The sequence below is a fragment of the Planococcus sp. ANT_H30 genome (assembly GCF_008369335.1).
Classification (GTDB): Bacteria; Bacillota; Bacilli; order Bacillales_A; family Planococcaceae; genus Planococcus; species Planococcus kocurii.
In genome coordinates, this window is record NZ_VOBJ01000005.1 from 184,249 (window position 1) to 207,912 (window position 23,664).

The following is a 23,664-nucleotide window of genomic DNA, read 5'->3' on the forward strand; positions in this document are numbered from 1 at the left end:
CTTCTATGTATTCGGTGTCTCTTTCTATTATTCCTTTATTTTTTTGAAAATTACATGCTTTCGTATAAAGACTGAACCGGTTTGATCAAGACACGGTTTACTTCTTCGATCATTTGGCTTAATCCCATTTCAGCTTCAAGCATTGCAAGAATTTTTTCGTTTTGCTGAGCTGCTTGTGCAGTGCTTTGCGCGTTCATCATTTCTTCTTCTGTAATTTCTTCACCTTGTGTTTGTTTTTGCTGAAGAGAAATCTGCAAATCACGGAACGTCTTAAATAACTCATTTGCTTCTTTATCAGAAGTTACTTGTGCAACTGCCTCTTCTAATTTCTTAAACTCGTCTGTTGAACGGAACGTGCTTTCTAATTTGTTGATGTCGTCATAAATGTTTACTGTCATGTTCATCCATCTCCTCTTTGTTAGTTTAGTATCATGACGAAAATCCCTTGGAAGATTCCGATGAATCCTCCTAAAAAAGCGCCCAATACGGTAATCATTTTAAATTCTCTCCGGGATATTCCAAGCACCAATTCTTCTAGGCGACTGAGCGGCAGAGAATCGACTTGCTCTTTCACCATACCTTCCATATCAATTTTCAATATGGTTTCTTCCAGTTTATGCTCTCCTTGTTCGAAGACAAAGTCTGTCACAAGTGGCGTAAAATTGACACTCGTCCATTTTAACCCTCCAGGCCAAGTCTCTGCAAGTGTTGTGTTTAAACGCGTTGAAATCGCGGCTTTTTCACGCACATACTGTTTCACTGCGGTTAATGCTGTATCAAAATCAAATTCTTTAAGTAACTCATCGACTCTCCGGTCCTGTACTTTTTCCCATTCACTAAATGCCAATGTTCCTACCAATTCGAAGGTTCTTGGGGAGTTGAGAAATTTGATAATTTCCGGTTGAATCCGATCTACTAACGGTTTTGACTCACCAAGCAAAGAATGCAGCATATGACCAAAGCGACCTCGCGATTCTAAAAATTCATCCAACAAAGACTTGATCGTTTGTCTTCCTTGCGGCGATTCAAAATAAGTTGTTCCTTGACTGATGGCATATTCGACACCTTCATAGAGTTTGGCTTCTGTCTCTGCTTTCCAGTTTTCAGGCATGAGTTCACGAATCGTTTTCCCAGCAATATACTGTTGCAAGGACTCTTTTTGCAGATCAACCAACTCATCTAATTTTGCTTCTATTTTTATATCCATTTCTGTTTGTCCAGCTTCTTGCAGCCAGTCGTTGAAGGATTTTGGAGAATTAAATAAGTGCTTCTGCAGCTGTCGATTGATCCATTTTTCTGTTTTAATGTGCATTTCCTCGTTAAAAAACCTCTTTTTGAATGTCTCAGGAGTTAACAGATGCTCAACAACTGTTCGACCCAGTTGACGAGATAGTTCATCGCGTCGTTTCGGAATGAGTCCCGGTGTCAGTGGGACTCGCCATTTCCCAATATACTTTGCCTCGTACGGCCAAAAAAGCATTTTAATTGCTAAATGGTTGGTGACGCCACCAATTAACGCACCCACAATCGCCATAAAAACTAATGTTACGATAATATTCACTGTTGTCACTCATTTCTTTTTCTTCTTTGTGTATTCTTCGCAATCCTCTATAATAGGGAGAAGAAAGCAAAGGAGGTTCCATATGCTTCAGCATTTTAAATTTAAACCAATGTTCGAAAATCATCAATTACCAGGTTGGAACATTTCCTTCTTTTATAAGAACGAACGCATAAACGGGGAGTATCATCCCGATGGCAGCATCGTTTGGCGTTCAAATCCACCGCAAGATGAAGAAGCTATCAAAACGATGATCCACGAGCTCATGCTCTATCATGTATACGATTAAAGCGCTGGAAAGTTCCAGTGCTTTTTTCGTTCGCTCTTTTAAGTATAAGGAAGCTTGACTTATTTTAACAGCGATAGCTCTGTGAACGCATAAAAAAGGGAATGTCCCCTTACCCAACGGTCTGGGTTTTGGACATTCCTGATTGAATTTTATACATTTGGAAATAGATGCCGCCGAGCTTCATCAATTCTTCATGACTACCCGTTTCCGCAATTTGACCTTTTTCCAGTACTAGTATTCGATCTGCATTTTTAATTGTCGACAAGCGATGAGCGATAATGAACGTCGTTCTGCCTTTTTTTAATACATCCATAGCATGCTGGATAATTTCTTCTGTCTCTGTATCGATGTTAGACGTTGCTTCATCCAAAATCAAGATTGCCGGATCAAATGCTAATGCTCTAGCAAAAGAAACCAATTGTCGTTGTCCAGAAGAAAGCGTACTGCCTTTTTCTACAACTGGCTCATCAATTCCTTTCGGCAAATGAGCCAACACGCGCTCTCCTCCGACTGCTGCTAACGCATCCGTCACCATTTCTCTAGTAATCCGCTCATCTCCTAGAGTCACATTTGACTCGATTGTTCCACTGAACAGATAAGGGTCTTGTAGAACGATTCCCATATGCTCTCTAACCGATTGTCTTGGCATATCATTGATATTCATGCCATCAATGGTGATCGCACCTTTAGAAGTATCGTAAAAGCGAAACAATAAATTCATGATGGAGCTTTTACCTGAACCTGTGTGACCGACTAACGCTACGGTTTCGCCTTGTTTTGCTTTAAAAGAAATATCCTGTAGCACATAGTCTTGTTCATTATAAGCAAACCAAACTTTCTCGAAGCTGACATTTCCCTGATATCGAGTTATTTTTTTATCGACAACTGCTTCACCACTTTGATCTAGTAAACGGAATACTCGTTGAGCCGCGACTAACGCTTGTTCTAGGCGTCCAAACTGATTGACAATGCCACTGATAGGGTTGAATAGCCGGATAATGTAGTCGATAAAAGCATACAGCATACCAACTGTCACTACTTCACTCCCCGACATAGAAGCTCCGCCGAAATACCAGACAAATAAAATAAAGGTCATGGATCTCAGTACCCCAACCAAATTATAAGAAGCGGCACCTTCGAGTACTAATAATTTCTTCTGATACTTGTAATGTTCATCGTTCAGTTCTTCAAATTCGTCTTTCATTTTGTGTTCTCGACGAAATGCTTGAATAATGGTCATTCCTTGAATTGACTCGTTGATCATAGCGTTCATTTCACTGACCTTTTCTCGCACGACATGATTGTAGCGGGCCGCATATTTACGGTATACCAACATCCATATATACAACAACGGGATTAAAACAAGTGTCATTGCAGCCATTTTCCAGTCGAGATAAAACAACGCGATAAAGATACCAGCCATATACATAAAACTCGTTGCAAATTGAGACAATACAGTCACAAACAAATCCCGTATTGCTTCTGTATCGTTTGTTATGCGCGATACTACTTTTCCAGCTGGTAAATTGTCAAAATAACGAATTGGTAGCGTTTGTGTATGGCCGTAGACATCGTTTCGCATTTTTCGGATAATCCGATTGGCTCCTTTTTGGAGAAGTATAGACTGCCAATAACGAAAAATCGCGCTGATAATAGCAAGTCCAAAAAACAAAGCCAGTAAATAAGCAATCGGCTCAAAGTTTATTACTTCACCAGAGGTAGCGATGTGTTTATCGATAATTTCTTTGGCAATAAGCGGTGCTGCCAAGTCAGCAGCAACCGCGATCGCAAGCATTCCTAATCCCCAAACTAAAACACGTTTAAAGTGCAATGCATATTGTACTAATCGTTTACCTGTTCCCATATTTACACCTCCTCGATTTGCTGACGGAGGAATTGCTCGTTGTACCATCCGTTTTTTTCCAGCAACTCCTTATGAGTTCCTTCTTCAATAATTTTCCCGTCATCTAATACGACAATCCAATCAGCGTGCTTTACTGCAGAAAGTCGGTGTGTTGTGATGATGGTCGTTTTGCCAGTACGATTGGCTTGGATGTTTTCGATAATGCGCGCTTCTGTTTTCGCGTCTACCGCTGACAACGAATCATCCAAAATTAGAATCTCCGGATTTTTAATCAATGCGCGCGCAATAGAAATCCGCTGCTTTTGACCACCTGATAACGCCACTCCTTTTTCACCAACTAGTGTGTTTAACCCATTTGGCAACAACGCTAAATCTTTTTCAAAATAAGCTAAACGAAGCGCTTCAACCATCTCTTCTTCACTAGCATTTGATTTTCCAAAAAGAATATTTTCTCGAATTGTCCGCGAAAACAACACATGATCTTGTGGCACGTAGCCAATCCAGCTACGCAGCTGATCTTTCGTTAATTTCTTCAATTCAATTCCATTCATAAAGATGGCTCCTTGACCAGTGGGGTATTCTCTCAGCAATTGCTTAACGAAAGTCGATTTCCCACTACCTGTCTTGCCGACAATGCCCAGCGTCTGGCCACTGTTCATGGAAAGATTGATGCCTTGAAGATTGATTGAATTTGATTGCGGATAAGTAAAACTAAAGTCTTTAAAACCAATTTTCTCTGGTTTACCGGTAGTAGATGGCTCCTTTGGATCGGTAACATCTTCCGGATAATCCAGCGTTCCGTTGACGCGGTCCAATGAAGCATTGCCTCGTTGCAAGATGTTAATCAATTCTCCAATCGCAAACATCGGCCAAACAATCATGCCAAGGTAAACATTAAAAGCCACTAAATCCCCTAGCGTCATCGTGCCTTCAGCAACTAAAAATGCCCCATAGCCAAGTCCAATCATATAGCTAATGGCAGTCAGCACTTTGGTTACTGGCGCAAACAAAGCATCAATTCGTTCTACAGCCATATTCTTTTCGTACACGTCTTCGGTCATAGCAGCGAATTGTTGTTCTGAAGCGCGCTCTTGAACATAAGCTCGGATGACGCGAACTCCTCCAACCGATTCCAATACGCGGTCATTCATGTCACCAAAAGCTTCCTGCGCTTCCATATAACGAACATGAATTTTCTTCCCCAGTATTTGTACTACTACCGCTAGAATCGGCAAGGGAATCATCGCTAGAAAAGTCAATTCCCAAGAAACCAACATTCCCATCGCGACAATAATAGTTGCCATATACAAAGTTGAATCCACCAACGTTAAAATGCCGAATCCTGCCGTCTCGGAAATGGCCTTTAAATCATTTGTAGCACGTGCCATTAAATCGCCTGTCCGATTTTTCTCGTAAAAAGTGGGTGTCATTTTCAAGAAATGCCCCATCAAGCTAGAACGGAGCTGCCGTTCAATAACATAAGCCCCACCAAATAATTGATATTGCCAAACAAAATTGATCAAATAAGCTAATACCATCGCTACTGCTAATACTGCCATGTACTGCCACATCAGCGTCGAAGTCAGTTGCGCTTGAGCAATTGAATCGATCGCTTTCCCAATTAACCAAGGTGGAATAATTTCTAAAATATTGGCAACGAATAACAAAGCGACAGCTGTCGTGTACCTCAGCCAATTTTCTTTAAAAAACCATTTTAATTTCCATAATACGTCAAACATTAGCTACGCCTCTTTTCTTTTCCACTCCAATAATCAGCTTCAAGTCATTCTTTATTGATCATTTCTACCTGTTGAAACAACTTCATATCCAACAACTCCCATTAGATTTCATTTCATTTGCATTAAAACACACAAAAAAACGCGCGCCTCGTTTATGGGCACACGCTCATTAAAACAGGACATTTAGTCAGACATGTCCTGAATCATTCTATTTCCGAAATAAAGTCAGAGAAAAATCGAAGGAAGGTCTGATAACAATATTAAATTAATGTGCTTGTTAATTTCCAATTTTTTCATCATCATGACCTCCATTCCCTTTTATTTGTTAATTCTAGAATAGCAAAGTTTATTTTGAATTGTCAAGATTTTTCGAAAATTTATTTTTTCCAAAATATAACGGATGTTTCATTCTGATTACGTAGGGTAATTTAACACTAAGAGAAATTAGGATGAGGTGATGATAATGTATAAAAATATTGCTGTGGCTTATGATGGTTCTGATGGAAGTCGAATTGCATTTGAAAAGGCAATGGAATTTGTAAACGTATTACCAGGTGCTAAACTTTCTGTTATCTATGTGAACGAAGACTACCGGGAAAGCATTGGTTATATGGATGCCGGCAGTGCCTCGGCTCCAGTAATTTCGGCAAACGTCGACAGCAATTATGCACAATTCATGCCACCTGGAATTGGCGATGAACGCGTCTCTAATCTAAAGGATTATGATGAGACAGTAGTTGAATACTCCAAGCACCTTCAACAATCTATCCAACGTCAATTAGATGAACACAACACAAAAGCATCGGTGCTCGCCCTTGAAGGAAATGCGTCCAAAACGATTTCTGCTTTTGTTGATGAGCAAAACATTGATTTGCTCATTATTGGCAACAGCGGGAAAGCAGGTTTGCAAAAATTCTTCGTTGGATCTGTCAGCAAAAAGTTAATCAAAGATTCTTCCTGTTCTATCTTGGTTGTCAAATAACCATTTCCTCTTGCACTACTGAATGGATTGCTAAGACATACCAAAAAATCCGGTCTTGTTGGACAAGTTATTGCTTGTTTAATCGGATCGGGTTTTTGGCATTTCATCAAAAACGTCACACTACCATCACAAATTTAACAGTTTGATTTCTTTTCTACGGGGTAAACATTACTAATAGCAAAACGCGTTTTACAAAAGGAAGAAGGGAAGACCTATGTCAAGACAAACAGTTTATTTTTTATCTCCTCATCAGCATCGTGGATTAATGGCTGAAATTTGGGCAAATCGACTGATGCTTCCTGATTGGGAAATTCGCAGTGCTGCATGGTCAAAAGAAGCTCAGCCTTCTTTTAATGACATGCCTTTAGAAATAATGAAGGAAGTTATATTGGACTTACCAGCAGTTGAAGCACGTACTTATAATCCAGAAGAAATAAGAGAAGCAGATTTAATCATCGCTTTACACGATGGAGAATTTGAACATGGTGACATTCCAACAGATTTGCCGACTCAGAAACTGCTGCGCTGGGACATACGTAACCCTGAGTTAAGAACTAGCGACACTACAGAACAATGGGCGCTTTACCAAGAGATTTGTGATGAAATTGCGACGAATATAAAAAACATGGAACCTTATTTCCGTGCAGATTACGCATAAAACCTTCACCAGTAAACCGGTGAAGGTTTTATTTGCTTTCATTTTTTTACACTTGCCTACACTGCTTTTTACGTATAGAGAATCGCTCGGACTGGGCTGCCTTCTCCGCCTTTAATCTTCAGTGGCAATGCTGCTAGTCGGTAAACCCCTTCTGCTACATGATCCAAAACGATGCCTTCCAAAATAAAACGATGATGACGATTCATAGCCCGGTGCATTGGCAATTCTTTGCTAGTTTCTGGATCCACGGACGGCACGTCAACGCCAAGTAAGCTTATACCATGATCAGCCATCCATCGTGCGATTCCTTCATCAAAAATAGGCCATTCCACTGGAAATTTACTACGGTCTTTCCAAGACACGGTTTTTAGCAACACCGCCGTGACCTGTTCTTCAAGTGGTTTCAAATCTGACACCTTGATTTTTTCCAAGCCACTAACATCCATCACTTGAGCTTGTGACAAGTAGACATCTAAGGGCAGTTCATGTGTTTTGAGCCCCTCGTTATTGTAATGAAAAGGAGCATCAATATGAGTGCCAATATGCGTACTCGTTTGCACCTTCCCGATATTAACTGAACCACTTTGCTTTATCGTGACAGATAGTTCATAACTAAACGGTACGTCTCCAGGCCATTCCGGTGTTGTGTCGTTCAATTCCATCGAAATATCAATGATTTTTTGTGGGTCCATTCAAGCCACCACATTTCGTTCATTGCTAAATTTTTTATATGTTTCATTGTCCATAATGTGCTGAAGCTTATCGGCCACTTGCTCTACATCGCTAAAAGATGTGTAAAAAGCAACAGGCGCTAATCGAATGATATTGGGTGCACGGAAATCAGGAACGATTTTTGCTTCTTTCAGTGCTTTGCAAATTCTCGCTGCCTCAGGATGAGCAAAAGCGACGTGACCGCCTCTAGCTTCGTCTTGTACAGGTGTAACGTCAGTCAGTTCAGGAACCTGTTGTCCTACAAGCTGTCTCAATAAACGAGTCAGCTGCAGTGATTTTTGGCGAATTTCTCCAATTCCCGCTTCTTCAAATAACTCGAGACTGCCAAGCAACGGTGCCATACTGAAAATATGCGGTGTCCCAATTTGGTAAGCACCCGCTCCTTGTGCTTTCGTAAATTCATGGTCCATATCGAATTGACGAGCTTTATCAGAACCAAACCATCCAGCATTCCCAGGCAGCAATTGATGGTGGCGTTCGTGTATGTACAGCCCCCCTGTTCCACCTGGTCCTGAATTCATGTATTTGTAATGACACCAAATAGCAAAATCCACTCCATCGTCATGCAAGTGATGGGGCATGGCACCGATTGAATGCGCTAAGTCAAAGCCTACCAAAATACCTTTTTCATGTGCCGCTTTTGCAATATCACGCATTGGCAATAGCTGACCACTGCGGTAAAGCACAGAAGGTAACAGCACAACAGCAACATCGTCAGTTAATTGTTCAATAATGTCGGTTAGCTCAAGTGTGTAGCCATCTTTACTTCCAACTTTTCTCATAGCTTTTGCCGGATCCAATCCTCGCAAACGAAGATGGCTTTCTACAGCATAAATATCTGAAGGAAAGTTCAAGTCATCGACAACAATTGCAAAACGTTCAGCAGTCGGTTGAAACAACGTTGACAGCATTTGATGAATATTCGACGTAATCGATCCTGTTACCATCACTTCATTGCCTTGTGCGCCGACTAATGGGGCAATGCGTTTACTCATTTCCTCAGCTAAGGTAAACCACGGATGGTTACCTTCTGTCCACCCATCAATTCCAAATGTTTTCCAGCTATCCATCAGCATCTGTAATTTTGCTTCAGATCGTTTAGACATCAACCCAAGAGAATTGCCGTCCATATAAACCATCCCTTTTTCAACAAAAAACTCCTGTTTAAAATCCGCTAACAAATCTTCGCGATCCAACTCTTTGCTCGTCATTATTTCGTCCTCCTCTAAACTTTATATTGCATAAGCAATTGCACCTAGAATTGTTGTTACCAGTACGACAATCCAAGGAGTCAGTTTAAAATAGACTAACATTGTAAAGGCTATTACTGCAATTGCAAAATCAACAGGATCACGAATCTCTGAAGTGAAAACAGGGTCATATAAAGCAGCTAGTAAAATTCCGAGCACGCCTTTTTAATGCTGCTTGTACTCCTGACTTTGTCCGAATGATGCGTCAAAAAGGCAATGTTGCAATCACCAATAGGAAAGATGGCAAAAACATAGCAATGACCGCAATAATCACTCCCGATACACCGTTCATCAATTTCCAAACCACGACAAGAATCCACCAAACATTCTTCCACGCGACATGCCAATGGAAATCCCCACCTGCGAACTAGCCGGTCCCGGGAGAAATTGACAACGTGCTACTAAATCTGCATACGCTTTATCGTCGAGCCATTTTCTTTTGTTGACGTATTCATCTCTGAAATAACCAATATGGGCTGCCAGCCACCAAAAGACGTCAGTCCTAACTTCTTCGATGCTTTTAAGATTTCTGCATAGTTGTTTTTTTCTTTATCATAGCCCTCTCCTTTAAATAAATTAGTCCTTTTGAGGATAATCGTTTACTTATATGTCTTGATATTAAATTCATGCAACTTTACTGTCTCAAGCATTTCTAGAAATTCTTAGTATTGACAACGCTTCAAAAGACCTTGATACTATTAAAAGGTCATCTGTGAATCAAAGTCGCTATTCACTATTTTGGACTGTCTATTCTTTGCACGTTACTGCGAGCAATAACTCAAAACATCTATTTTACTACTCATAAATAAAGATAACGAAACGGCCCTCCTCTGAGGGTCGTTTCACTTTGTTTCAGCAACTTGGAGGCGGGAAACATTATGGACATGTATACAAACTTACGCAAAGGGGAAAAAGGGGCTTGGATCAGTATTGGTGCTTATGTATTTCTTAGTGCTATCAAGCTTTTCTTCGGCTTTTCAGGTTCTTCTGAAGCATTAAAAGCCGATGGTCTTAACAATTTAACTGACATTCTCGCATCTATTGCCGTTTTGGTGGGACTACGAATTTCTCAGAAACCGCCCGATGAAAATCATCATTATGGTCATCTGCGCGCTGAAACCATTGCCTCTCTTTTGGCATCTTTCATTATGGCGGCTGTAGGATTACAAGTTTTGGCTAACGCTATTCGCTCTATTTTTGAACCTGTTGCCGAAACCCCTTCTCTGTTTACGGCTTGGATTGCTTTGTTTTCTGCAATTGTTATGTACGTTGTGTATCGCTATAACTTGAAGCTTAGTCAAGAAATCAAAAGTTCAGCTGTCCGTGCTGCAGCTTATGATAATCGGTCAGATGCTCTCGTCAGTATTGGCGCAGGTATCGGCATTATGGGTGCTGTTTTTGGCGCACCAATTCTCGATGTTCTTACCGCATTTATTATCGGATTGATCATTATCAAAACGGCTCTGGATATTTTCAAGGAATCTGTCATGACGTTAACCGATGGGTTTGATGAAGATGAAGTGGAAACTTTATCTGTTTTAGTTAGAAGAGTTCCCGGAGTTATTTCATTGCGTGATTTTAAAGGACGCAATCATGGCAATGTCATGTTTATCGATTTGACTGTCAGTGTTGCACCCAAACTTAATGTAATAGAAAGTCACTGGATCACTGAAGAAATCGAAAGAAAAATTCAGAAAGTAAAACCTCATTGCGTCATTCTTGTTCACATTGAACCAGATTTTTCGTCTCCTATTAGTCGTCAGGACGACTGAAACGAACAAAAGAATATTCATTTCACTGTGCTTGTACGGCATTCTGCATTCCACACCGATGAAAGGAACTCCAAGTGGCAAGACCATTTAGGCTTATATAATGCTTTCTGTAATCGAAAAAGTCCACGGCTTTAAAGAGCCGCGGACTTTTTTGATTATTCGTCTAGTGCTTGCGCCATTTTTACATTGTTGTGAACAAAATCTTCTGCAATGGCATGACGAATTCGACTTTCAAGCCTTTCTTTCATTTCAACATCGGCAACTTGTACTTCTACTTGAAAATCCAATGCGGAATTCCGAAAGTTAATAAATCGGACATCTGGTTCTTTTTCTGGTATTCCTTTCATCAAGTTGATTGTCTTTAGAGCTGCATCTTTGAGAAGTTGTTCGATTTTTTTCGTATCACTGCCATACTCCACACTTACTACTACCCTGGCATACAATTGTGCGCTCGAACGATTTTTAACAATTTGCTCGATAAAATATTGATTCGGAACGACGAGAGTTCCTTCTTTCAAGGTTTCTATAACAGTTGACCTCAATTTAATTTTAGTAATACGTCCGATTTTCCCGTCGATTTCCACCATTTCTCCAACTTCCATCGGACGCTCAAACAAAATGATGATGCCTGAGACAAAATTAGCGGCGATGTTACGAACGCCAAAACCTATACCAATTCCAAGAACACTAAATACAAATCCGAGCGCTGTTAAGTCAAGCCCGACAGTAGTAAAACTGATTGCCAATGCTAAAAACATCACGACATAATAAAGCAGTCGGTTGATTGTGTAGCCCATTCCCATATCTATATTAAATTGTTCGTAGACAAATGGCATGACGTAGCGATTTAAAGCTTTAGTGACGCGACTGGCAAATGTCACAATGAGGACAGCTACAATGATTAGTAATACGGAGATCTCAACGCCTTCAGTTTCATAAAAAGCTGAAGTCAACCATTGTTCTTTCGAGAAGTAAAAAAGAAAGAACAGGATGCCGCCGTAAAGAAGCAACCAATTTAAGACATCTTCAATTACCGGATAAACCCGTCTTTTGAAATCTGTTGAAGCTATAACCTTTCTCAGCAGGAATAATATCAAAAATTTCCCGATAAGGATTAAAGCCACATACACGAAGAACATGAAAAACTCTACTAAAGACAAATCCTTTAAAAAAGTAATGCCTTCGAACAGCTCATTGTTTTTCATAACCCCTCTCCTTTACTGCTTGATAGATTTCTAACACTGTCCTCAGTTTTTTTTCGTCAAAACCAGATGATACGAATGCTGATCCGTGGCTATGGCTAGCTCGTCCACTTTTTCTTGAAGAACTTCTTGATCAAAGGTTTTCAATGCCCCGATATCCACACCTTCTAAAACGTAAGCATGAATTTCCCACAACTCCACATAATGCCGTTTAGCTCCCATTTCAGCAGCCACTTTCAAAGACTCAAGAATAGAAATTAAAACTGAAATGTCTTCCTTGCCGTAATGCGATAATTGATAGAAAGTTTTATACAACGCTTTTTTATATGCAGGAAAGCGGTATAAAACATGCTCTTCAGCTAGTAAGAAAGGTCCTGTTTTTAATCGACCTAATTGGCCAAGTAAACGTCCGAGCCGAATAATAATATCGTTCGCTGTATTTGGATCATTGATGCCCGGCGATATGGCACGAAGCGCCACTTCTACTAATTTTTGAATGGCAAAATCAAGGTCCTGTTCTGTCGTTCTAGAAGTACCGAGTGAATAGAAGTTATTAATAGACTGTTTAGCGTGATTCACTCCATAAACATGAAAAATCGGCTTGCCCTCATAGACGTAATCGCCTGGACTCACAAGAATTTCAACTTTTAGTTTTTGCTCTTGTGCATAATTTCCGAGCTTTTCGAAAGACAGATACTGAATGTATCCTTCTTTTTCAGCTTGATGCGTCTCTTTGATACCAATTGGGCTCCACGTTATTTCTTCACCTTTTTCATTTTCTTGTAACTTTTCAAATTTGGAAATGGCATCTTCTGTATCCTTAATTAATTGATTGATTAGTTGTCCTACTTGTACATTTGTTGCAATATAATGGATGAAATAGGCAAATGTAGAAAGACAGAAAAAAGCGATAATAATACCGATAAAAGTTGAAATGACATCAGTTTCGTAGAGATCTTCTCTCATAAATAATAATGATAAAGTATTGTAAATAAAGCCGCTCAGAAAAATCCCTAAAACTCGCCAAACAATTTTATCGTGAACAAAGTTCTTTAATGTTCTTGGCGAAAATTGAGATGAGTACATCGTTAGTACGACGAGAATTGTTGAAAAAGTAAAAGTCGTCATCGTTAGGAGAGCGCCTGATAAACTTCCCATAATCGTCTTAGCTAAGTCAACATTCGTTAAAAGAATTGCTGGAACATATGGCTTTAGTTCGTCAATATACAATAAGTCAACATAATAGAAAAAGATGGACAGAAAAATTGAAATTACAATGTAAAATGCAGGAGTAATCCACAGTTTTTCTTTTAGCCAAAAAGACAATGCCTTCATCGTCATGCTCCTTTCTTGTGGGTATCTATCCTCTTTCTTTTCCCTTGATGGCTTTTTGACAAACAAAAAAGGCTAGATGAGGTAGTGCACCCAAAAGTTAGAGTTCGACTCTAACTTTTGGGTGCACTACCTGTTGATCAGCCCTTCTTCTAGCACAGCCGAAGAAAATCCATCTGTTGGCATGCGCACAAATAACATAAAACTAAAGAAAATTATTTTTCCAAAGCAGTCGACAATGCATGCTTCATTAGACTCGCTACATATTGATCGAAATGTGCGAATCTCGGATCTTGTGTCTGTCCTTTTTTGTAACGATAATAAATTTGTTGAATAATCACAGCTAATTTGAAATAAGCAAATGTTAAATAAAAATTCATATCGGATACGTCTCTTCCACTTTTTTCACCATAGCTTTTTATAAACTCCTGACGACTGTAAAAGCCTTCTAGCACAGTAACGGGTGCTCTACCGAGTCCTTTTTTTAATAAGTCAGGATCTCCCTCTTGAATCCAATAACTCATAGCCGCTCCAAGATCTGCTAATGGATCTCCGACTGTCGTCATTTCCCAGTCAAACAGACCCGTTATTTCTGAGAAATCTTCCGAAAATAAAGCATTGTTCAATTTAAAATCATAGTGAATAATCGTAGGTTCTTGAGATACTGGCATGTTTGTGAGCATCCATTCAGTTAATCTTCCTACACCTTCAATATCGTCTGTTTGTGCACGCTCATAACGTCCAATCCAGCCGTCAACTTGACGCTGCATAAAGCCTTCCGGTTTTGCCATTCCAGCCAAAGCCGTTTGCTTGTAATCTAACGAATGAAGCTCGACCAATAAATCGACCATTTTCTCTGAAATTTTTTGTCCCAACTCTCTCGTCGGTCTACTATTTTCTGGGAAATCACTATCTAATACATGACCATGGCGCCTTTCCATCACAAAAAAGGGACTGCCAACAATCGATAAATCATTTGAAAAAACAAAAGGCTTTGGTGCTGTTTTAAAGACTGGATGTAAAGCAGATAGAATGTTATATTCGCGTTCCATATCATGCGCTTTAGGTGCTACAGGTCCGAGCGGTGGCCTTCTTAATACAGCTTGCCAGTTTCCGATTTGCAAGGCATACGTTAAATTGGAATGACCCGTACCAAACTGCTGAACTTCAAGTTTTCCTGTTGGTAGATTTTCAATTTTCTCTTGGAGAAATCGCTCAAGCGTCTCTATATCAAGTTCTTCGCCTACTCTTACTGGAATAATCACATTTTGTCGCTCTCTCATTTCTCCACCTCTTCTAAATTTAATCACTACAAGAATTCGGAATAGTCACTTAATGGTAGCGTGGTCATTTCGTTTATGCAAGTTACAGTAAAATATTTCCCAATAAGCTAAAAAATGTTCTTGACCAAAAACAGAATATCCTATATCGTTAACCTAACTTGAAGAAAGAGGTGAAGCATTATGGCTATCTTATTGTTGAATACGCAATTCCAGTCTATAGTGTCTCCCTCTGTGTATCGCTGACGATACGCTTCTTCCATTATGTCCGGAGACCACGACTGCGAATTGCGCGCATCCGTGGTTTTTTATTTTGCATAATTAGGAGGAAATAACATTGATGAAAATTGAACAATACGGCTGGAATTCAGGCTGGCAAGACAAAACAACGACGAATGGCACTCCAGGGCGTGTCACACTGGAGCATAAAAATGGATACCGCGTTGTCACTAATGATGGTGAATGGCTTTGCTCATTATCTGGAAAATACAGACACCAGCACCATGGCATAGAATTTCCGTGCGTCGGAGATTGGGTCATGGTCGAGCAAATGCCGGGCGAAGACAAAGGCATTATTCACCATGTGCTACCACGAACGTCTCAGTTTTCTAGAAAAGTGGCGGGCGAAACATCTGATATCCAATTAATTGCGGTCAATGTGGATGTTGTGTTTTTAACGATGTCACTAAACGATGATTTTAATATTCGGCGGTTAGAACGCTATTTGTTAGCCGCTTGGGATTCTGGATCGAATCCCATTATCGTCTTAACAAAAAAAGACCAATGCACTGACATTACCCCTTATTTACGTGAAGTAGAAAATGTAGCGTTCGGCGTTCCGATTTTTGCCGTATCCGCACATACCAGTGAAGGAATCGAAGAATTACAGAAGCAGTTAACGGATTCAAAAACTGGAGCTTTACTCGGTTCTTCCGGTGTCGGGAAATCTTCTTTGATCAATGCCTTGTCTGGCAATGAACAAATGGTGGTTCAAGATATCCGAGAAGATGACAGCAAAGGGCGACATACGACTACACACAGAGAAATGATCTTATTGCCTGCAGGCGGATTAATGATTGATACACCTGGCATGCGTGAATTTCAGCTGGGTGACTATTCAGAAGGCGTAACAGCAGGATTTAGCGATGTCGAAGATTTGGCACTCCACTGTCGATTCCGTGATTGCGCTCATCATGACGAGCCTGGTTGTTGCGTTCAGGAGGCACTTCGAAATGGTAAATTGGATGCCGGACGTTACCAGAGTTATTTAAAGCTAAAGCGTGAGCTTGCTCATATGGAGCGAAAAAGCGATGCCGCTGCTCAAAAAGCCGAGCGTAACAAATGGAAACAACTAACCAAAGACAATCGCAAACGACCCGTTAAAAAACGCTAGAATAGAGGAGGCTATCCCGTAAGTCTCTAACATAAAACAGGTGGAGAAAAAGAAACTCTTTTTCTCCACCTGTTTTTTTGAATTGCTTCTGAGAATATAAAAAGTCATTGATTACAGATCGTACGTGCAAATGCATCCACCTATTTTGTCGCATAAAAAAAGGGCTATACTCAAAAAAGTCGTTTTTCATGACCTTTTGAGTACAACCCTCTCTGTTTATCTTATCTCTGGTTCAGTCAGACCATGCTTCACGGCATAAAGTGCCGCCTGCGTCCGGTCTTGAACAATTAGTTTGATAAAGATGTTGGAAATATGTGTTTTCACTGTTTTTTCGGTAACAAATAACGCAGAAGCGATTTCGCGATTGCTTTTGCCTTTAGTCAATTCAGCCAGCACTTCCTGTTCTCTTGGTGTCAGCTGGTTGATGGTATGAGGTGCCGGTTCCGCTGGCGCTTTCATCAGTTCAGAAGAAGCTTTTGGATGCAGTGTGTTTTCACCTCGCATCAAACTGCGCAAAGAAGCAACCAGTTCATCCGGTTCAATATCTTTCAATTGATAGCCTGCTGCTCCCGCTTCAATCGCAGGCACCACGTGATCTTGATCTGAAAAACTAGTTAGCATTAAAACGATGATAGTGGGGAATTGTTCTTTGATCATTCGCGTTGCTTGAATGCCGTCCATAATGGGCATTACCAAATCCATTAACACAATATCCGGCTGAAGTGCTGCAGCCATTTCTACAGCCTCTTTGCCATTTACCGCTTCTCCTACCACTTCAATATCCTTTTGTGTTTTCAAAAAGAATAACAATCCTCGTCGGACCACATGATGGTCATCGGCTATTAAAACTTTCATCACGTTTTCAACTCCTTATCCATACGGAATCCGCACTAAGATTTCCGTTCCCTTGCCAATCTCACTTGACCAATCAGCTGTGCCACCTTCTGCTTTGGCACGTTCACGTATGCTTTGAATACCGATAGATGGCAAGTGGACTCTATGATCAAATGCGAATCCGCGCCCTTCATCTTTTAGCACGAACAAAACATCCGTTGCCGTGACCGATAAATACAATTCGACTTTATTAACTTCCGCGTGTTTTCGGACATTGTTCAACGATTCCTGCGCAATCCGGAATAACGTTTCTTCAATTCGCGATGGCAATTGAATAACACCCATTACTTTTGTTTCAACTGCAATTCCGAGCATTTCTCCGTAACCTTTGATGGCATCAAGCAATCCACTCTCTAACCCTTTTGGCCGCAATTGCCAAATTAACGCTCTCATTTCATTCAATGCTTCCTGCGTCAAATGTTGAATATCGCGAAAAGTTTCTTGAACAACAGGATCCTCTGACATCTCGACACCACCGCGAGCAGTTAACGTCACTGAAAACAGCAATTGGTTAACAGAATCATGGAGGTCGCGCGCTAAGCGATTTCGTTCTTTCACAAGAGCCAATTCCTGTTCTTGCTTTGTTAAGCCAATTCGTTTGATTGCAGAGCCAATTTGAAAAGCCACTGATTCCAACAGAGCCAATTCGTCTTTTGAAAACCCGACAGTGTCGGGTGCAGCAATGTTCAGCAAGCCAAATTTCTCTTCTCCTGACTGCAAAGGAACCGTCGCATGATGAGTGATACTGCCTTGTAGCCGCGAATTTTCTGGCATGGCATTTTCGATACGTTGACAAGCGATAATATTCGATGCTTTTTCAAGATCGCCATCGTGATAGCGCTTAACGCACCAACAGCCACCTTTTTGTAAATGACGGCAACTGTTTTCTTCTAAAGCGGCCGGCAAATTAGCCTGAGCCACTAATTGATGCTTGCCTTTTTCATTAATAAAAAATATCCAAGCCGTTTCAAAAGCAGAGCCGTTCAACAATTTACGAATAGCCCCATCTAACATACACGTCATATCCATTTCTTCATTTAACAGTTCAGCAATTTCTTTTAACAGCGTTACATTTGAAGGTTCTGCCAACATTAATCACCTCACTTTTATCATATACGTGATCGCAATCCAACTCACTCATACTTTTGTCTTAGAAAGGCACATGTGTATACAGAGTTAGACAATAAAAGCCCCCTTTTTTAGGGGGGCTTAGTCGTTAGCGGCTATTTACTTCTTCTATGAATGATTCTTTTAGCAATTCCATTTTTTCATCGCTTTCTTGCTGTGTTTTTGCGGTGATGCCGAAATAATATTTCACTTTCGGTTCTGTGCCGCTTGGACGCACACATACCCACGAACCATCTTCTAAGAAGTACTTCAAGACATTAGATTGAGGCAGTTCAATTTTTTCATTGGTGCCCAAATTGACAAAAATGCGGTTTTGCGTTTCATAATCTTCAATCGAAACAACAGGAATGCCGGCAATCGCCTGTACTGGGTGTTTACGCAAACCTTCCAGCAATGCAGTAATTTCACGGGCCCCATCAATGCCTTTTTTCGTAACAGATACTAGTGATTCACGGTACCAACCAAACTCATTATACAATTCGATCAACACGTCATGAAGATTCTTCCCTTGTTTTTTATAAAAAGCAGCTGCTTCAACGAGCAATAAAACAGACTGGACAGCGTCTTTGTCTCTTGCAAAATCACGAATTAAATAACCATAACTTTCTTCGTAGCCGAATAAAAATTCGAATTTCGGATTCTCATCGTTGTGCTTTAATTTTTCACCGATGAATTTAAAACCAGTTAAAACATCTTCCGAACTGACACCATATGATTCTGCTACGACGCGACCAAATTCTGATGTGACAATGGTTTTAAAAATACGACCGTTTTTGGGTAACGTGCCTTTTGCTTGTTTTTGACTCAGCAAATACTCAATCAAAATAGCGCCGGTTTGGTTGCCGCTCAGTAGTTCGTACTGGCTACCGCTCCAAACGGCAATTCCGACACGGTCTCCGTCTGGATCGACGGCAATCAGTAAATCAGCTCCGGATTTCTTGCCGTATTCTTTTGCCAATTCAAATGCAGATCCTTCTTCTGGATTCGGAGAAGTAACAGTTGGAAATTCACCGTCTGGTTGCATCTGTTCGGTTACGTAAGTAATTTGATCATAGCCTGCTCGATCTAATAACCGCTTAACCGTTGCCCCCGATGCTCCGTGAAGTGGCGTAAAAACGGCTTGGATCGGACTCGCTGAATGTTCTTGTACAGTTAACGCATTGGTAAGATACGCTTCATCCAATTTTTCGTCAATTCGGATTAGTAATGACTCGTCAAATCCTTCGTTGACGATAGATAGCTCATCTTCTACACGGCTAACATAGTCAATGACACGGTCGGCATCTTCTAGATTTAATTGAGCGCCATCTTCTCCGTACACTTTATAGCCATTGTATTCCGGCGGATTGTGACTCGCCGTAATAACAATTCCCATAAATGCATTCAAGTATCGAACACTAAACGATAACTGAGGTGTCGTTCTAGGGCTACTGTACAAATACGTATGAATACCGTTTGCTGCAAATGTACGTGCTGCTTCTTCTGCAAATTCAGGTGACATGCGGCGGCTGTCATATGCAATGACCATCCCCCGTGCCATAGCAAGTTCCCCATTTTCCTTCATGTAATCCGCGATTCCTTGAGAGGCTTTACGGACCGTATAAACGTTCATGCGGTTTGTCCCTGGACCAATTTCACCGCGCATGCCTCCGGTACCAAAAACCAGATCTTGATAAAACGCATCTTCTGCTAATTTTTCATCGTCTTTTAAGACAGTTAATGATTGGCGCGTTTCTTCATCAAGTGATTCATTGTCTAACCAACGCTTCATGCGTTCTTTCCATGACATAGAAATTCCTCCATCCATATTGAAATTGAGTTAAATTAAACAGTCTTATATGTAGATATTCTACAAACCAGTTGCGCTTTCCTGCGAGAGCTCCTCACTAAGTAAGCACATCAGTTAAAAAATTTTTCGCTGAATCTCCAGTTTATCAAACATCTCAAAAAAAAGCCGCTCCCATTTCGGAAGCGGCGGTGTTCAGTCTTTTTTGTATTCTACACGGTAGACATCATGACGACGGTCTTTTAACTGCTTGACTGTTCCATTTTGACGTTGACGACGTAAAATTTCCAAATCGACATCTCCAATCAACACCATTTCAAGGTTTGCATTGGTTTCGCCGACAATGCCGTCACGTGCAAACTCAAAATCGGATGGCGCAAAAATACCCGATTGTGCATATTGAATGTCCATGTTTTCGGTTTGCGGCAAGTTACCGACCGTACCGGAAATGACCGTGTAGATTTGGTTTTCTACAGCACGCGCTTGTGCACAATAACGAACGCGCAAGTAGCCTTGGCGATCTTCTGTACAGAACGGGGTGAAAATAATATTGGCACCCATATCTGTCGCAATACGCGCCAGTTCTGGGAATTCAATATCGTAGCAAATTTGGATAGCGATTTTCCCACAATCCGTATCGAAGACACGAACCGAATCTCCTGCAGAAATTCCCCACCATTTGCGTTCGTTTGGTGTGATATGGATTTTGTATTGCTTGTCGATCGATCCGTCACGGCGGAACAAGTAAGCAATATTGTAAATTTCATCGTCTTCTTCTTTAACGAAATGCGATCCTCCGATAATGTTGACATTGTAACGAACAGCAAGGTCTGTAAACAATTCAATATATTGAGGTGTATATTCCGTTAACTTACGTACTGCTTGGCTCGGCGATGGCTCATTTAAGAACGACATGAGCTGCGTCGTGAAGATTTCAGGGAATACCACAAAATCTGAATGGGCATCTGACGCTACATCTACAAAATATTCTACTTGGTTCGCTAAATCATCAAACGATTCGATGGCGCGCATCAAATACTGGACAACACAAATACGGACCGGCAAACTTGTTTTGAAATGACGTTTAGAAACAGGTTTGTAATCGACGTTATTCCATTCCATCAACGTTGCGTATTTACCTGAAGCTACGTCGTCTTGCAAGTAGTTCGGATTGATGCGCATTAATTGGAAGTTGTTCATCAATTGGAACGTCAAAACCGGGTCGTAAATTTTATGACGTGAAACCGAATCTACATATTCACGTGGTGACATTTCATCCGCGTGTTTGTGGTAATTTGGAATACGTCCTCCGATGATAATTGATTTTAAATTTAATTCGCGGGCTAATTCTTTGCGGGCTTCATATAAACGCTGGCCTACTTTCATCCGGCGGTATTCTGGGTGTACCATCACTTCAATGCCGTACATATTGTAACCATCTGGATTATGATTGGTAATGTATCCCGCGTCGGTTACATCGTCCCACGTATGACGGTCATCATATTCATCAAAGTTGATTAATAAACTTGAACAGGAGCCAATGACTGTTCCATCTAACTCAGCTATAAGCTGACCTTGTGGGAAAACACCCAAATGACTTCTTAACTGTTCTTCTTTCCAAGGATCCATTCCCGGGAAGCATAGACGCTGCATTGCCAGGATGGCATCTATATCTGCATAAGTCATCTCGCGAATGATCATGCTTTTTTCAAAATGGGATAAATCAAATTGTTCTGACACAGCACAGCTCTCCTTCACAAAAGTTTCATACTTTATTATATCGGATAGTCGCTCAGGTTGATATTATTTTACTTGTCTCCCGATAACAATTATAATTCTATGGAATCATTTTTTGAAAAGAGGGAATCTCAAATGACGAAACGCCAGGAGAATGTTTTGCTTTTCATGTGGGTTGTAGCCCTTATCGCCACGGCTGGTTCGCTTTATTTTTCTGAAATTCGTGACTTTGCTCCGTGTGAACTATGCTGGATTCAACGTATCTTTATGTATCCGCTTGTTATTGTCATCGGAGTTGCTTACGTACAGAAAAATGTTCGAATTGCAGCTACTGCGCTTGTGTTCTCCATTATAGGAGGAGGAATTTCTCTTTATCATTACGGTTTACAGAAGCTCGATTTCCTGGCAGATTCTGCACCATCTTGTGGACTTGTTCCATGTAACGGTGAGTATATCAATCTCCTCGGATTTATCACCATTCCCTTTTTAGCGCTTACTGCATTTATTCTAATTGCTGGAATGAGTATCTATTTATTAAAGTCCCTTAAGGAGGAAAAGTAACATGAAAAAGTTATTAATCATCGCAGGAATTGTTGTTATTATTTTTGCCGGAATCATCTTTTTAACGAATCAGGCAAATGATGAGAAATTAGCGGATAACCCATACGATACAGAGGATCTAGAGCAGGCAACTATTGATCAATTAGACGATGAAAATTATCAGAACATTGTCTTACCGGCTGATTTAGAAAAGCAAATTGCTAGCGGAGAGCCAACTACGGTTTATTTTTACAGCCCAACTTGTAGCTACTGTCAGCAGACTACACCTGTTTTGATGCCGGTTGCTGAAGATATGAGTATAGACGTTTTGCAGTACAATCTGTTAGAATATGATCAAGGTTGGCAACAATACTTGATCGAAGCCACACCAACATTGATCCATTTCGAAGAGGGTAAAGAAGTTTCGCGTTGGGTCGGTGCACAGCCAAAAGAGAATATTGAACAATTTTTCACTGATGTAGTTAAAAAATAACTGACAAAAGGATCATGTGTCTGGCGCATGGTCCTTTTTTAATGGAGGAAACCACATGACTTGGAGTTATGAAATCAAAGATGACGGTATGACCGTAGAAGAATTACTAAGAACCGAATGGGGCCTTGGAAAAAAAGTCGTTCACCAAATGCGTATGGCCAAAAGCGTAAAAAATGACAAATTCCAAGAAGTAGTTTGGAAAGAACCCTTACCAAAAGGAACTGTCTTGCAATTTGACTTGCCTCCCGCAGACTCACCTTACGAACCAAAACACGATGTTGAGTTACCTGTACTTTTTGAAGACGATCACTTTATCGTGGCTCGTAAACCAAAAGGTATGGCGACTCACCCGAACGAAGTTGGCCAAACAGATACGTTCATTAACGCCATTCTTGGTCACATCATTCGTAACGGCGGATCATACGGGGAGCATGTACACCGCTTAGATCAAGGAACTTCCGGTTTGTTAATGGTTGCTAAACACCCTGTTGCTAAAAACGTGCTGGACCGTATGTTAGAACAAAAACAATTGGTTCGTGATTACGAAGCTGTCGTGAAAGGCAAAGTTCACAATAAATCCGGCACAATCGATTTCGCAATTGGTCGCGATCGCCATCACCCAACGCGTCGCATGGTTTCACAAACTGGTCAAAGTGCTGTTACTCATTACCGCGTGTTAAAATTAATGGAAGGCAAATCTTTGCTTCATTTAACACTTGAAACAGGTCGCACGCACCAAATCCGTACACACCTTTCTCATATCGGTCACCCGATTGTTGGAGATACATTATACGACGGACCACCAACTCAAGACGGCGCTTATCACCTTCATGCTTTCCGCATGTCGTTTATCCACCCGTTTACAAATGAAAAAGTAGTGGTTGAAGATACTGCGAGATAACAAAAAAGTAGTGACTAATTTCCATTGCAGCGGACGCTTTCTCGTGGGCTTGCGTCGACGCTTCCATTTCAATCAGCGATTTTAAAAACAATAAAAAGAACGAAGAAAAGGATGTCCTTTTCTTCGTTCTTTTT

General features: G+C 40.7%; 22 protein-coding genes and 1 pseudogene. 8 read left to right on the forward strand and 15 right to left on the reverse strand.

What is annotated here, in order from left to right:
- Positions 1-50: 50 nt before the first annotated feature.
- Together FQ085_RS12400 and FQ085_RS12405 are read right to left on the reverse strand one after the other, a co-directional pair.
- Positions 51-398: a YlbF family regulator gene (locus tag FQ085_RS12400; protein WP_058386939.1), complete on the reverse strand. Its 348-nt coding sequence runs from the start codon at positions 396-398 to the stop codon at positions 51-53.
- 20 nt (positions 399-418) lie between these two features.
- Positions 419-1,534 (reverse strand): DUF445 domain-containing protein, encoded by a 1,116-nt coding sequence (locus FQ085_RS12405; RefSeq protein ID WP_078080819.1) that lies wholly within the window; start codon positions 1,532-1,534, stop codon positions 419-421.
- A 109-nt stretch (positions 1,535-1,643) separates the two neighbouring features.
- Between FQ085_RS12405 and FQ085_RS12410 the strand changes: the two genes are divergently transcribed.
- Positions 1,644-1,847 carry a YheE family protein gene (locus tag FQ085_RS12410; protein WP_058385958.1) on the forward strand — a complete coding sequence of 68 codons (204 nt, stop codon included), beginning with the start codon at positions 1,644-1,646 and terminating at the stop codon, positions 1,845-1,847.
- 109 nt (positions 1,848-1,956) lie between these two features.
- On the opposite strand, the gene FQ085_RS12415 is transcribed toward FQ085_RS12410, so the two are convergent.
- Positions 1,957-3,711: an ABC transporter ATP-binding protein gene (locus FQ085_RS12415; protein ID WP_071153662.1), complete on the reverse strand. Its 1,755-nt coding sequence runs from the start codon at positions 3,709-3,711 to the stop codon at positions 1,957-1,959.
- Between the two features lie 2 nt (positions 3,712-3,713).
- Positions 3,714-5,450 (reverse strand): ABC transporter ATP-binding protein, encoded by a 1,737-nt coding sequence (locus tag FQ085_RS12420; RefSeq protein WP_149456728.1) that lies wholly within the window; start codon positions 5,448-5,450, stop codon positions 3,714-3,716.
- Between the two features lie 463 nt (positions 5,451-5,913).
- On the opposite strand from FQ085_RS12420, the gene FQ085_RS12425 reads away from it, so the two are divergent.
- Both FQ085_RS12425 and FQ085_RS12430 read left to right on the forward strand, forming a co-directional pair.
- On the forward strand, positions 5,914-6,432 hold the full coding sequence (locus FQ085_RS12425; protein ID WP_149456729.1) for a universal stress protein: 519 nt from the start codon (positions 5,914-5,916) through the stop codon (positions 6,430-6,432).
- A 214-nt stretch (positions 6,433-6,646) separates the two neighbouring features.
- Positions 6,647-7,090 (forward strand): arsenate-mycothiol transferase ArsC, encoded by a 444-nt coding sequence (locus tag FQ085_RS12430; RefSeq protein WP_149456730.1) that lies wholly within the window; start codon positions 6,647-6,649, stop codon positions 7,088-7,090.
- Between the two features lie 68 nt (positions 7,091-7,158).
- On the opposite strand, the gene FQ085_RS12435 is transcribed toward FQ085_RS12430, so the two are convergent.
- The 4 genes and pseudogenes from FQ085_RS12435 to FQ085_RS18465 all read right to left on the reverse strand — a co-directional run.
- Positions 7,159-7,782 carry a cyclase family protein gene (locus tag FQ085_RS12435; protein ID WP_149456731.1) on the reverse strand — a complete coding sequence of 208 codons (624 nt, stop codon included), beginning with the start codon at positions 7,780-7,782 and terminating at the stop codon, positions 7,159-7,161.
- Positions 7,783-9,033 (reverse strand): kynureninase, encoded by a 1,251-nt coding sequence (gene kynU, locus FQ085_RS12440; protein ID WP_149456732.1) that lies wholly within the window; start codon positions 9,031-9,033, stop codon positions 7,783-7,785.
- 21 nt (positions 9,034-9,054) lie between these two features.
- Positions 9,055-9,231, reverse strand: coding sequence for a hypothetical protein (locus tag FQ085_RS18460; RefSeq protein WP_410477407.1), 177 nt, complete (start codon positions 9,229-9,231; stop codon positions 9,055-9,057).
- Between the two features lie 138 nt (positions 9,232-9,369).
- Positions 9,370-9,599: pseudogene (locus FQ085_RS18465) on the reverse strand (chromate transporter); the annotation flags it as partial.
- 351 nt (positions 9,600-9,950) lie between these two features.
- Here FQ085_RS18465 and FQ085_RS12450 point away from each other — a divergent pair.
- Positions 9,951-10,844 carry a cation diffusion facilitator family transporter gene (locus FQ085_RS12450; RefSeq protein ID WP_071153658.1) on the forward strand — a complete coding sequence of 298 codons (894 nt, stop codon included), beginning with the start codon at positions 9,951-9,953 and terminating at the stop codon, positions 10,842-10,844.
- 155 nt (positions 10,845-10,999) lie between these two features.
- Here the strand turns inward: FQ085_RS12450 and FQ085_RS12455 are convergent, their stop codons facing one another.
- The 3 genes from FQ085_RS12455 to FQ085_RS12465 all read right to left on the reverse strand — a co-directional run bounded on the left by FQ085_RS12455 (position 11,000) and on the right by FQ085_RS12465 (position 14,661).
- Positions 11,000-12,049 carry a mechanosensitive ion channel family protein gene (locus FQ085_RS12455; protein WP_078080225.1) on the reverse strand — a complete coding sequence of 350 codons (1,050 nt, stop codon included), beginning with the start codon at positions 12,047-12,049 and terminating at the stop codon, positions 11,000-11,002.
- A 42-nt stretch (positions 12,050-12,091) separates the two neighbouring features.
- A complete protein-coding gene (locus FQ085_RS12460) occupies positions 12,092-13,381 on the reverse strand; it encodes a DUF2254 domain-containing protein (protein ID WP_149456733.1) in 1,290 nt (429 codons plus the stop codon).
- A gap of 212 nt (positions 13,382-13,593) precedes the next feature.
- The gene (locus tag FQ085_RS12465; protein WP_058385968.1) at positions 13,594-14,661 is read right to left on the reverse strand and encodes a phosphotransferase family protein; all 1,068 of its coding nucleotides are present in this window, start codon (positions 14,659-14,661) and stop codon (positions 13,594-13,596) included.
- A 337-nt stretch (positions 14,662-14,998) separates the two neighbouring features.
- Between FQ085_RS12465 and rsgA the strand changes: the two genes are divergently transcribed.
- Positions 14,999-16,051, forward strand: coding sequence for a ribosome small subunit-dependent GTPase A (gene rsgA / locus FQ085_RS12470; RefSeq protein WP_149456748.1), 1,053 nt, complete (start codon positions 14,999-15,001; stop codon positions 16,049-16,051).
- Between the two features lie 216 nt (positions 16,052-16,267).
- Here the strand turns inward: rsgA and FQ085_RS12475 are convergent, their stop codons facing one another.
- The 4 genes from FQ085_RS12475 to FQ085_RS12490 all read right to left on the reverse strand — a co-directional run bounded on the left by FQ085_RS12475 (position 16,268) and on the right by FQ085_RS12490 (position 21,599).
- Positions 16,268-16,909 carry a response regulator gene (locus tag FQ085_RS12475; RefSeq protein WP_149456734.1) on the reverse strand — a complete coding sequence of 214 codons (642 nt, stop codon included), beginning with the start codon at positions 16,907-16,909 and terminating at the stop codon, positions 16,268-16,270.
- A gap of 12 nt (positions 16,910-16,921) precedes the next feature.
- A complete protein-coding gene (locus FQ085_RS12480) occupies positions 16,922-18,037 on the reverse strand; it encodes a GAF domain-containing sensor histidine kinase (protein ID WP_071153656.1) in 1,116 nt (371 codons plus the stop codon).
- A 124-nt stretch (positions 18,038-18,161) separates the two neighbouring features.
- Positions 18,162-19,862 (reverse strand): phospho-sugar mutase, encoded by a 1,701-nt coding sequence (locus FQ085_RS12485; RefSeq protein ID WP_149456735.1) that lies wholly within the window; start codon positions 19,860-19,862, stop codon positions 18,162-18,164.
- 192 nt (positions 19,863-20,054) lie between these two features.
- The gene (locus FQ085_RS12490; RefSeq protein ID WP_058385973.1) at positions 20,055-21,599 is read right to left on the reverse strand and encodes a carbon-nitrogen hydrolase family protein; all 1,545 of its coding nucleotides are present in this window, start codon (positions 21,597-21,599) and stop codon (positions 20,055-20,057) included.
- A 132-nt stretch (positions 21,600-21,731) separates the two neighbouring features.
- Here FQ085_RS12490 and FQ085_RS12495 point away from each other — a divergent pair, with 132 nt between their 5' ends.
- From FQ085_RS12495 to FQ085_RS12505, 3 genes are read left to right on the forward strand one after another with little or no spacing between them, the layout of a single operon-like run.
- Positions 21,732-22,157: a disulfide oxidoreductase gene (locus FQ085_RS12495; protein WP_149456736.1), complete on the forward strand. Its 426-nt coding sequence runs from the start codon at positions 21,732-21,734 to the stop codon at positions 22,155-22,157.
- A gap of 1 nt (position 22,158) precedes the next feature.
- Entirely contained in the window at positions 22,159-22,629 is a 471-nt protein-coding gene (locus FQ085_RS12500; protein WP_058385975.1) for a thioredoxin family protein, read from the forward strand.
- 55 nt (positions 22,630-22,684) lie between these two features.
- Positions 22,685-23,530: an RluA family pseudouridine synthase gene (locus tag FQ085_RS12505; protein WP_071153654.1), complete on the forward strand. Its 846-nt coding sequence runs from the start codon at positions 22,685-22,687 to the stop codon at positions 23,528-23,530.
- The last annotated feature ends 134 nt before the right edge of the window (positions 23,531-23,664 follow it).